Source organism: Acidobacteriota bacterium (assembly GCA_012517875.1).
Taxonomy (GTDB): Bacteria; Acidobacteriota; JAAYUB01; order JAAYUB01; family JAAYUB01; genus JAAYUB01.
The window spans coordinates 1-11,458 of record JAAYUB010000126.1; the positions used below are offsets into that span (position 1 = coordinate 1).

Genomic DNA, 11,458 nt, shown 5'->3' on the forward strand with positions numbered 1-11,458 from the left:
CACCAGCCCGATCACCGGCAGCAGCGTCACCAAGTACCAGCCCCAGCCCACGGGCAGCCACGGTTGCCGGCGCGCCCACCACACCGCCGCCGCCGTCGCCGCCAGCAACGCCGCGCCGGCGGCCACCGCCGGCCCGGCGTCGAACGCGCGCGGCAGCGGATAGAACACCGCCAGGTTGGTCGGCCAGAACAGTTCACCGATGTAACGGACGTACGCCAACGCGCTGTTAACCAGCCGTTCGGGCAGCGTCAGCATCCGCAGCGGCACCATCGCCGAGCGCTGCGCCAGCAGGGTCACGATCCCCGACGCCAGCGCCAGTGCCGCGAACGGCGCCTTCTCCAGCAGCCGTCGGCCCGCTTCCCGCCGCGTCTCCGGCGGGGGGATGCGGCCGGTCCACGCCGGCAGCCGCGCCAGCGGCCATCCGTCCAGCAGCAGCAGCACCACCGGCACGCTCACCAGCATCGGCTTGGCCATCAGCCCCAGCGCGAACAAGGCCAGGCTCAGCCGGTACAGCCCCGCCCGCCCGGTCCGGGCCCAACCGGCGTACGCCGCCAGCGTCAGAAAGTAGAAGGCGGTGCTCAGCACGTCCTTGCGCTCCGCCACCCAGGCCACCGATTCCACGTGCGTCGGGTGCAGGGCGAACAGCGCCGCCACCAGCGCGCTCCGGCCAACGCAGCCGGTGAGCGCGCGCAGCAGGCCGAACAGCAGCAGCGTGTTGAGCAGGTGCAGCGCCAGGTTGCTCAGGTGGTGGCCGCCCGCCCAGAGACCGAACAGCTCCACGTCCAGCATGTGGGCGCACCACGTCAACGGATGCCAGTTGTTGGCGTGGAAGGTGGTGAACGCCCACCGCACCGACTCCGCCGTCAGCCCCTGCTGGACATGGGGGTTTTCGGTGACGTACAGGTTGTCGTCGTAGTTGACGAAGCCGTGGCGGACGACCGGCGCGTACACGGTGACCGTCACGGCCACCAGCAGCGTCGCCAGCGCCCACTCACGCGTCGGCCGGGTGCTCGGTCGCCACATCGGGGAACATCCGGGAGCGCGCCAGGCCCCACCGGGCCAGGCGGTACGCCAGTCCCACCCCCAGGCAGCCGAACCCGTAGCGGACGCTGCGCCGGAAGTTGATCGAGGAGGCGTCCGTCGCGTAGCGCGTGGGACAGCTGATCTCGGAGATGCGGTAGCCGTACCAGAGGATCTGGGCCAGCATCTGGTTGTCGAAGATGAAGTCGTCGGAGTTTTCCCCGAACGGGATGCGGCGCAGCAGCGCCGCCGAAAAGGCGCGATAGCCCGTGTGGTATTCCGACAGCTTGGCGCCGGTGAGCAGGTTCTCCATCAGGGTCAGGGCCCGGTTGCTGTAGTAGCGCCAGCGCGGCATGCCGCCGGCCAGGGCGTAGCCGCCGAGGATCCGGGAACCCAGCACGCAGTGCGCCAGCCCCGCTTCGATGAGTGCCGCCATGGCCGGGATCAGACGCGGCGTGTACTGGTAGTCGGGGTGGACCATGATGACGATATCCGCCCCCTGGGCCAGGGCCAGCCGGTAGCAGCTCTTCTGGTTGCCGCCGTAGCCGAGGTTGCGGGCATGGGCGTGGACGGTGGTCGCCGGCAGGGACCGGGCGATGGTCAGGGTCTCGTCGCGGCTGGCGTCGTCCACGACGATGACATGGTCCACCACGCCTGTGGCCATGACCTCCTCATGGGTCCGCAGCAGCGTCTGCGCCGCGTTGTACGCCGGCATCACCACCACGACGTTGGGCTTGCTCATCCGAGTGTCTCGCCTCCGCCTTCAGCGCCATTGTACCCCGAGCTTTACCTGGTTCGTCATCGTAATCGTGATCGTAATCGAAGCTCGATTGAGTTCACGATCACGATTACGTATGATGATTTCGAATTACGATTACGCATACGATGGGCTTGGTACTACCAACTCCTATCTCTTCACTGCTCACTGTTCACCCTTCTCACCCCGCCACCCAGATCCACCCCAGCAGGATCCCCAGCGACAGCAGCGTCACCGGCACGCCCACCCGGGCGTGCTCCTTAAAGGTGACGGCGATCCCAAGGTTGCGGGCGCCCTCGATGACGATCAGGTTGGCGATACTGCCGATGGTGATCAGGTTGCCGGCGAAGGTGCTGGACACGGCCAGCGCGTACCACTGCGCCGGCGCCGCCGGATCGAGGAAGCGCGTCAGCAGCATGACGGCAGGCACGTTGCTCACCAGATTGCTCAGCACCGTCGAGACACTCGAAAGCAGCGCCAGGTCGCGCAGGTCGATCCCGGCCGCGGCCAGCGCCGCGATGATCCGCGCCGGCCAGCCGGTGGTCTCGATCCCCTGGATGACGATGAACAACCCGACGAACAGGGTGAGCAGGTGCCAGTCCATGAAGCCGAGCAGGCGGCGGGTGCTCATGCGGCGGCTGCACAGGAGCACGCCCGCCAGGGCGATGGCCGACAGCTCCCGCGGCACCGGCGTGAAGAAGAGCACAATCAGCCCGCCCACCACCAGCAGCCCCTTCGTCGTCTGCCACTGGTTGAATGCCGGCCAGTCGGACGCATCCGCCTCTCCGCACGCCGCTCCCCCGCCCCCGAAGCGATCCCGGTACACCCAGCAGATGAAGCCGAACGCCGCCGCCAGCGCCGCGATGCTCGGCGGCGCGCACCACGCGGCGAAGCGACCGAAGTCCAGCCGCCCCAGCTGGCCGATGAGCATGTTCTGGGGATTGCCGATGATGGTGATCGCCGAGCCGATGTTGGCGGCCGCCGCGAGGCCCAGCAGGAACGGGATCGGATTGAGCCGGCGCCGGCAGACGGTCACCACCAGCACCGGCGTGAACGCCAGGCAGACGATGTCGTTGGTGAGCAGGGCCGACAGCGCGCCGCCGACAACCATCACCAGAGCCAGGAACAGCCGGGGCCGGTCCAGGTAGCGCGAGAGGCGGAGCACCGTCCAGGTGTAGAACCCGCCGAGGCGGAGCTGGCCGGAGACGATCATGAGCGCGTAGAGCAGCAGGATGGTGGGCAGGTCCACCGCCGCCACCGCCTGGGTGATGGTGAGCGCGCCGCTCACCACCATGGCGATGGCGCCGAGTAGCGCGAAGCCGGTCCGGTCCAGCGCCCACGGCGGGATGTGGCCCAACGCCACGCCGGTGTAGGTCACCAGGAAGATGAGCAGAGTCCAGTCGGGGGTCACGGGGCGGCTCCAGCAGACCGGTTTTGCCTATTGTAACGCCGCGGGGTCAGAAGGTGAAACAGGGAGTCAAGGGCAGGGTGAATGAATGAATGAATGAATGGATGAGTCGGTGAATCGGCCAATCGGCGAAACTGCGCGCCGGCATGGCGGCGTAGCGATTGAAAAACCGGCCGGTGGTCCGTACAATGAACGCAACCGGATGAGGATGACACCGTGAACCAGAGCCAGAGCCCCGAGCCGCTCCGCAGTTTCCGCCCCCCGCAGGAGGGCGAGGTCATCGAGTGCCTCGGCCGGCGCTACACGTTGGGCCGCGAGACCGGCCACGGCTACTTCGGCGCCGTCTTCCAGTGCACCGACGAGTGGGGCAACGACCTGGTGGCCAAGGTGCTGCTGCCGCAGGGGCGGACCTACGAGCAGGTCCGGCAGGAGTGGCTCACGGAGTTGCAGAATCTGAAGGCGCTGCGTCACCCCAACATCACCTACGTCTACGACGCCTTTGAGTGCCGCGACACCTTCTACCTGATCATCGAGCGCTGCGCCGCCACGCTCGTGGACCTGATCGGCGCGCCCGATCTCCCCGGCGAGGAGTGGCTCCCCGCGGTGAGCCGCGATCTCCTCCAGGCCATCGACTTCATTCACCAGTCGGGCTACGTCCACAAAGACATCTCGCCCACCAACGTGCTCGTGGTCATGTCCCGGGAGCAGCTTCTGTCCACCCCGCCGGCGACGGTGGTGTTCAAGGTGGGGGATCTCGGGATCAGCCGCCTGGAGAGCGACATCAACCTCTTCAACACGATCCTGGCCAAATGGATGCATCCGCCGGAGTTCCTCGACCCGGAGCAGTTCGGCGCCATCGGCAAGCCGGTGGACATCTACCACGGCGGACTGCTTCTCCTCAGCCTCCTGCTGGGCCGCATTCCCCAGTTCACCCCCGCGGAAATCGCCGCCGGCGAGCCGCGCCGGCTGGCCGAGCGCGTTCCCTCCCGCTACGCCCCCGCCATCGTCCGGGCGCTGCGCCGCCACGTGGCCTTCCGCACCCAGACGGCTATCGACTTCTGGCGGGACCTCAACCAGTCACAGTGAGGAATTCGGAGTGAGGAGACAGGAGTTCCTCCTCTCGTAATTCGTAATCGTGATCGTGCTCGTAATCGAGGCGCGAGACTCGTTTTCGATTTTCGGACATTGGACAGCGGTGGCTCGGGGCTAAGGGATCGTATTGGTTGTTCGTGGCGTTGCCGCTGTAAATTCGTCATCGTGGCCGTGCTCGAAATTTGTAATCCTGATCGTGATCCCCGACCGGCGCAACCGCTACGGACGTACGATCACTCAATCACATCACATGAGGGGCAAAAATCCCGGCCCGTCAGGGCCGGGATCGTGGTGCCCTGCACGATCGAGCTGTCCCCCATCGATTCAAACTTCCAATCGGTTCTGCGGATCGGGAGCATGCGTCTGGTCTGGTGGATTGGGTACGCATCTTCGAGAATCATTGGGTCACATTCGGGCGATCTTTCGATGCGCACAGGTTCGCAGGTTCGGAAGAGTTGATCGTCGCTCATTGTTGGATGATTGTGATCGTTGATGGCTGATCCGTCGCTTGTCTTCCGATACACCCATTCACCATAGCCCCTCTTCAATGACAAATGAGAAATGAAACATGATCAAACAGAGATGACTGCCCCTGTGTGCCCTGCTTGTCTGAGTGGTGACGGAGGCTACGGCGTTTCTTGACTTCCCCCCGGTTTTCCGATAGCTTGGCCGCAGGCCGGTCCGCCTGTCAGCCGGCCCACTCCGCCGCGGGAGCCGCCCATGAGCGCCAACCCATCCGCCCTGCCCTCCGGAGCCCGCGTCATCCGCCTGTGCGCCCTGGAGGGCGGCGGAGCGCCGTCGCCGCGGCCGGGCGACCGCGTCATGGCCTTCCACATCCGCCGCTGGGCCCGCGACCGCTACGGCGTGGCCGACCACCTCTACACCCTCACCGGCAACGTGGTGTTTACGGACTTCCACGCCGTCCGGCTGCTGGCGCAGGCGATGAACGCGCACCGCGACCTGACCGGCTTCCCCGAACGGGCGGTGCGCGCCGGCCACCTCAACGCCATGGGGCTCATCGACGAGATCCTGCACCACGTGGCCGCCCAATACCGCGCGCAGTGCAACGCCCGCGCCTTCGCCGACGCGCTGGCCCGCCTCGACACCGCGCTGGGGCGCGAGGCGGTGGACACCGTGCTGCGGCGCTTCACCGAGCTCTTCCCGCCGCCCGCCGTCTATCGCGGCGAAATTGAGGCGGAGGCCTATCTGGCCGGCGCCACCGCGGGCGTCTCCCACCGGGAAACGGCCCTGGAGGAAGTGCTGCTCCTGTGGCTGGCCAACGCCAACCCGGCCTTCACCCCGTTCAACGAACTGTTCAACGATGCGGAGCTGGCACTCGCGACCCCCTACCCGCGGGTCATCGAGGCGCTGGCCGACTACTTCGCCGAACAGCCGGTGTTCGGACCGGACCACCAGTCGCTGGTGGTCATGCTCCGCAGCCCGGCGCTGGCGGTCCCGTACGACCTGCTGGGCCAGCTCGACTGGATCCGCGAACGGTGGGGCTTGCTCTTGCACGACTACCTGCTCCGGCTGCTGAGCGGCCTGGACCTGGTGCGGGAGGAGGCGCGCGCCGGCGGTGGCGGCGCCGGACCGGCCCAGGTGCTGCGGTTCGACGCGGCCGGCGGCTGGGCGGGCGCCGAGCCGGAGCCTGAGCGCTTCACGCCGGACCGCGACTGGATGCCCCGGCTGGTGCTCATCGCCAAGAGCACCTACGTCTGGCTCGACCAGCTGTCGCGCCGGTATCGGCGGCCCATCCGCACGCTGGACGCGATCCCCGACGAGGAGCTGGACCGCCTGGCCCGCTGGGGCTTCACCGGCCTGTGGCTCATCGGCGTGTGGGAACGGAGCCGCGCCTCGCGGCAGATCAAGCAGATGTGCGGCAACCCCGAGGCGCTGGCCTCGGCCTACTCGCTCGCCGGCTACGCCATCGCCGAGGATCTCGGCGGCGAGGCAGCGCTCGACAACCTCCGCCACCGCGCCTGGAGCCGGGGCATCCGCCTGGCGGCCGACATGGTCCCCAATCACATGGGCATCGACGCGCCGTGGGTCCGCGAGCACCCCGACTGGTTCATCCAGCTGGACCACAGCCCCTTCCCCGTCTACTCGTACAACGGGCCGAACCTGTCGGGCGACGACCGCCACGGGATTTTCGTTGAGGACCATTATTTCCAGCGCACCGACGCCGCGGTCACCTTTAAGTGGACGGACTTCCACACCGGCGACACCCGCTACATCTACCACGGCAACGACGGCACCAACATGCCGTGGAACGACACCGCCCAGCTCAACTACCTGCTCCCCGAGGTGCGCGAAGCGGCGATCCAGGCCATTCTGAGCGTGGCACGGCGCTTCCCGGTGATCCGCTTCGACGCGGCCATGACCCTGACCAAGCGCCACTTCCACCGCCTCTGGTATCCGGAGCCGGGCGCCGGCGGCGACATCCCGTCGCGGGCCGGGCGCGGCCTGACCAAGGCCGACTTCGACCGCGCCATGCCCAACGAGTTCTGGCGCGAGGTGGTGGACCGCCTGGCCGCCGAGGCCCCCGACACCCTGCTCCTGGCCGAGGCGTTCTGGCTCATGGAGGGCTACTTCGTGCGCACCCTGGGGATGCACCGGGTGTACAACAGCGCCTTCATGAACTTCCTCAAGAACGAGGACAACGACAAGTTACGGCTCTCGGTGCGCAACGTCCTGGAGTTCAACCCGGAGATCCTCAAGCGGTTTGTCAACTTTCTGAGCAACCCCGACGAGGAGACCGCGGTGGCCCAGTTCGGCAAGGGGGACAAGTACCTGGGCGTCACCCTGCTCATGGTCACCATGCCGGGGCTGCCCATGTTCGGACACGGCCAGATCGAGGGCTTCAGCGAAAAGTACGGCATGGAGTACCCGCGGGCCTACTGGGACGAGCACCCCGACGAGGGCCTGGTCCAGGCACACGAGCGCTTGATCTTCCCCCTGATGCGCCGGCGCCACGTCTTCGCCGAAGTGCGGCACTTCCTCCTTTATGACCTGTACACCACGGTCGGCGCCGTGGACGAAAACGTGATCGCCTTCAGCAACCGCCACGGCGACGAGCGCGCGCTGGTGGTGTTCCACAACAAGTACGCCGCCACCGCCGGCTGGATCCGCGAGTCGGCCGCCTACCTCGACGGCGCCGCCGGCGAGGCGGAGCGCCGGCTGGTCCGCAGGTCCCTCGGCGACGGTCTGGGCCTGGCCGACAGCGACCGCCACTTCGCGATCTTCCGCGACCACGTCACCGGCCTCGAGTACATCCGCTGCAGCCGCGACATCCACCGGCAGGGACTGTTCGTGGATTTGCACGCCTACCAGTATCAGGTCTTCCTCGACTTCCGCGAGGTGGACGACTCGGCGCACGGCCACTACGCCCGCCTGGCCGCCTTCCTCGACGGGCGCGGCGTACCCAGCATCGACGCGGCGCTGCAGGAGCTGTTCCTCCAGCCCATCCAGCAGGCGTTCGAACGGCTGCTCGAGCCGGGGCGCCTGCGCGCCTGCCTGCCGGACGCGCCGGCCGGGGCCTGGGCGGCCGGCGACGCGACGCTCGATGCCTTCGCGGCCGATGCCGCCGCGCTGTTGGCGGAGATCCGCGCCTTCAAACGCGGCGCGGGCGATCCGGCCGCGGCCGCCGCGGCGGTGCGCGCCGATCTGGCCGCGGCGTTCAGCCTGCCCGAGCGCCTCGCCCGTTTCGTCCGGCTGGACGACTCGGCGGTGGCCGGCGGCGCCCGCCACCTGCAGGCGGCCTGCGAAGCGGCGTGGACGACCGGCCTCGACCTGGTGCTCTGGAGCGTGCTCCGCCGCCTCGGCGACGCGCTGGGCGCCCACGATCCCGAGCTCAGCCGCAGCCTGCTCCACGAGCTGCGGTTCGCCCGGCTGGTCCAACGCGCCGGCGAGGCGCTCGGATTGTCCGAGGAGGATGTCCGGCGGCGCCTGGCCCTGGTGCGGATTCTGCTCAGCCACGCCGGCTGGATGGAGCGCGCCGCCACGGCTGCCCCCGGCGCCGGCCTCCCCCTGGCCGAGCTCGTGGCCGACCCGGACCTGCCCGCATTCATCCAGGTGAACCGCTGGCAGGACGTCCTCTGGTTCAACCGAGAATGTTTCGAAGAGCTGGCGGACCACCTGCTGGCGGTCGCCGTGACCGCCGCCACGGCCCGGTCCGGTGAACCGGCCGCCACCGCTGACGCGCTGGGCCGTTACTGGCCTGTCCGGCAGCGGCTCCAGGGGGCCATCGAGAGGTCGGGGTACCAGCTCCAGCACCTGCTGGATCTCACCGCCGGCCCCGGCGCCGACCCGGCGACGAGCTTCGGCGCCGCGACCGAATGAGCCGCCGGCTGGACCATCCGGCGACCGGTCGCCCATTTTCCTTTCGAGGAACACCATCATGGAATGCCAAAAAGCCCGCAACCTGCCGCGCTGCAACTGCACCTACGACCCGTGCTCCCGCAAGGGGCTGTGCTGCGACTGCCTGGCGTACCACCTGCGGAACCGCGAGCTGCCCGGCTGCTGCTTCCCGCCGGCGGCCGAAAAAACCTACGACCGCTCTTTCGAGCATTTCGCCCGCTTGGTGGACACCCGCAAGGTTTGAAACCAGGACGGTTGGTTCGACGCGTTACTGGTTAATACTTGATCGTTGATGGTTGATGGTTGGTTGCTGACGGCTGTGCCGTTCACCGTTCACCATTCACTGTACACTGTTTACTGTTTCACCGACTCCTTCCCGCATCCGTTCTGTGCGATAATCACCCGGAGTGCTCCCCGTCCCCCAGGAGTCCCGCATGAGCGACACCGACGCCCCGACACCCGACGCCGCTGCCAAGCGTGCCGCGACGATGGTGCCCGCCGACGCGCTGGCGGAACGCGTCCGCCAGGCCCGGACCAAATTCCTGGCCATGGCCGCCACCTACGGCCTGGGCGTGTTCAACGACAACTTCTTCAAGCAGGCGGCCATGCTGCTGGCGGTGGGCGCCGGTCAGACCCACCTGCAGGGCTATTCGCTGGTGATCTACACCCTGCCCTTCATCGTGTTCGCCGCGCCCGCCGGGTGGTTCGCCGACCGCTTCGCCAAGCGGCGGGTGGTCATCGGATCAAAGGCGCTGGAACTGGCGGCCATGCTGGCCGGCGCCGCCGGCATCGTCACGGGCGACTGGTGGCTCATCTTCACCATGCTGGCGCTCATGGGGCTGCAGTCCACCCTGTTCAGTCCGGCGCTCAACGGCTCCATTCCCGAGCTCTACCCGGCGGAGTACGTCACCCGGGCCAACGCCATCCTCCGGTTCGCGGTCACGGCGGCCATCCTGGCCGGCGTGGCCACGGCGGGGATGGCCTTGAACCTGGCCGGCGCCGGCCCGGGCGGTTTCGCCCTGGGGCGGCTCACCGTCGCCGTCGTCGTGGTGGGCGTGGCGCTCGTCGGACTCCTGATCAGCTTCGGCGTGCCGTCGCGGCCCGCCGCCGATCCGCGGGTCGCATTCCCCTGGACCGGCCCGCTCATCAGCCTCCGCAACCTGCGCGACGCGGCGCGGGACCCGCTGCTGGGGACGACCATCGGCGCCAGCATCTTCATCTGGTTCCTCGGCTCACTGCAGATCCTGCTCATCAATCCCATGGGCTTGCAGCAGTTTGGACTCGGCACCGCCGTCACCAGCTACCTCATCGCCGCGCAGCTCATCGGCATCGGCGTGGGCGGCTTCATCGCCGCCCGGGTGGCGAAGGGCCCCCGCTGGCACCGCGTCATCGGCCCGGCCGGCGTGATTGTGGCGGCGTTCATGTTCGCCGTCGCCGCCGTCCCGGCCCTGCCGGCGGGCGCGCAGGTCACGGCGCTGTTCGCGCTGGCGGGCGGCGTGGGCATCGCCGGCGGCGTGTTCCTCATCCCGGTGGAGAGTTTCATCCAGGTGCGCCCGCCGGCGGCGCGCAAGGGGGCGGTGTGGGCCGCCACCAACTGCGGTGTGTTCAGCGGGATCCTGCTGTCGGGCCTGGTGTCCAACGCACTGCTCGCCGTGGCCCTGCCCACGGCCGGCTTCGGCCTGGCCGGGGCGCTGACGCTGCTCGCCACCGCCGTGCTCGCGGCCGCCTACCGCCGCGCGGAGGGACGGCCCACGCTCCTCACCCGGGCGCTCACCCAGGTCGGCCGCGGCCTGCTGCGGCTGCGCTACCGGATCCGCGTCGAGGGGCTCGCGGCGGTGGCTGCGCGGGGCGGCGGACCCATCTTGTTCCTGCCCAACCACCCGGCGCTCATCGACCCGGTGATCGTCATGCTGGAGTTGTTCCCCCGCTTCGCGCCGCGGTCGCTGGCCGACCGCGATCAGGTGGACCGCTTCCTCGTGCGCCGGCTGGCGGACCGCTTCGGCGTCCGGCCCATGGCCGACCCCGGCCGCTACGGCGCCGCCGCCCGCGACGATGTGGCCGCCGCCCTGGCCGCCTGCGCCGCCGACCTGCGCGCGGGGCGGCACCTCATCCTCTTCCCCGCCGGCAGGATCTACCGCAGCCGTCTCGAGGACCTGGGCGGCACCAGCGCCCTGGAGACCCTGCTCGGCCAGGCGCCCGACGTCCGGATCGTGCTGGTGCGCACCCGCGGCCTGTGGGGCAGCCGTTTCAGTCGCGCGCCGGGCCGCCACCCCGACATGGCCGCCGGCATGCTCCACGGACTGAAAGTGCTGCTGGCCAACCTGGTGCTGTTCGCGCCGCGGCGCCCCGTCACCATCGAACTCCACGAACCGGACGACGTGCCCCGTGCCGCCGACCGGACGGTCCTGAACCGGTATCTCGAAGCCTTCTACAACGCCGACGCTCCGCCCAACACCTACGTGCCGTACTACCGGTGGGAGCGGGGCGGCATCCGGGCCCTGCCCGATCCGACCCCGCCGCGACTCGCCGGCACGGTGACGGACGCCCCCGCCGCCACCCGCGACATCGTCCTGCAGCACCTGCAGGCGATGAGCGGCGTCGCCGCCGTGGAGCCCGGCCACCTGCTGGCGCGCGACCTCGGCCTGGACAGTCTGGCCCAGGTGGACCTGGCGGTCTGGCTGGAGCGGGAGTTCGGCTGCGCCGTGGAGCAGGCCGACGCCCTGCGCACCGCCGGCGATGTCATCCTGGCCGCCTGCGGCCAGGTGGTCGCCGCCGGCCCGGCGGAGCTGGCGCCCATCGCCGCCGGCTGGTTCGCCGGCGCCGCC

7 protein-coding genes are annotated in these 11,458 nt (G+C 69.1%); 4 read left to right on the plus strand and 3 right to left on the minus strand.

The window, feature by feature from the left end; genetic code table 11:
• From GX414_13275 to GX414_13285, 3 genes are all read right to left on the minus strand, one after another.
• Window positions 1-1,023 (minus strand): hypothetical protein (locus GX414_13275; protein NLI48071.1); only part of this gene is annotated, 1,023 nt, incomplete at its 3' end.
• On the minus strand, window positions 992-1,762 hold the full coding sequence (locus GX414_13280) for a glycosyltransferase family 2 protein (GenBank protein NLI48072.1): 771 nt from the start codon (window positions 1,760-1,762) through the stop codon (window positions 992-994). The genes GX414_13280 and GX414_13275, both read right to left, overlap by 32 nt.
• Before the next feature lie 196 nt (window positions 1,763-1,958).
• Window positions 1,959-3,188 (minus strand): anion transporter, encoded by a 1,230-nt coding sequence (locus tag GX414_13285; protein NLI48073.1) that lies wholly within the window; start codon window positions 3,186-3,188, stop codon window positions 1,959-1,961.
• Between the two features lie 213 nt (window positions 3,189-3,401).
• Here GX414_13285 and GX414_13290 point away from each other — a divergent pair, with 213 nt between their 5' ends.
• From GX414_13290 to GX414_13305, 4 genes are all read left to right on the plus strand, one after another.
• Window positions 3,402-4,271, plus strand: a complete 870-nt coding sequence (locus GX414_13290) for a protein kinase (protein ID NLI48074.1) — start codon at window positions 3,402-3,404, stop codon at window positions 4,269-4,271.
• 726 nt (window positions 4,272-4,997) lie between these two features.
• The gene (locus tag GX414_13295; protein ID NLI48075.1) at window positions 4,998-8,615 is read left to right on the plus strand and encodes an alpha-amylase; all 3,618 of its coding nucleotides are present in this window, start codon (window positions 4,998-5,000) and stop codon (window positions 8,613-8,615) included.
• Window positions 8,616-8,673: 58 nt separating this feature from the next.
• Complete coding sequence (locus GX414_13300; protein NLI48076.1) at window positions 8,674-8,877, plus strand: cytosolic protein; 204 nt, start codon at window positions 8,674-8,676, stop codon at window positions 8,875-8,877.
• A gap of 190 nt (window positions 8,878-9,067) precedes the next feature.
• Window positions 9,068-11,458, plus strand: a 2,391-nt coding sequence (locus GX414_13305) for an MFS transporter (protein ID NLI48077.1), incomplete at its 3' end; no start/stop codon positions are given.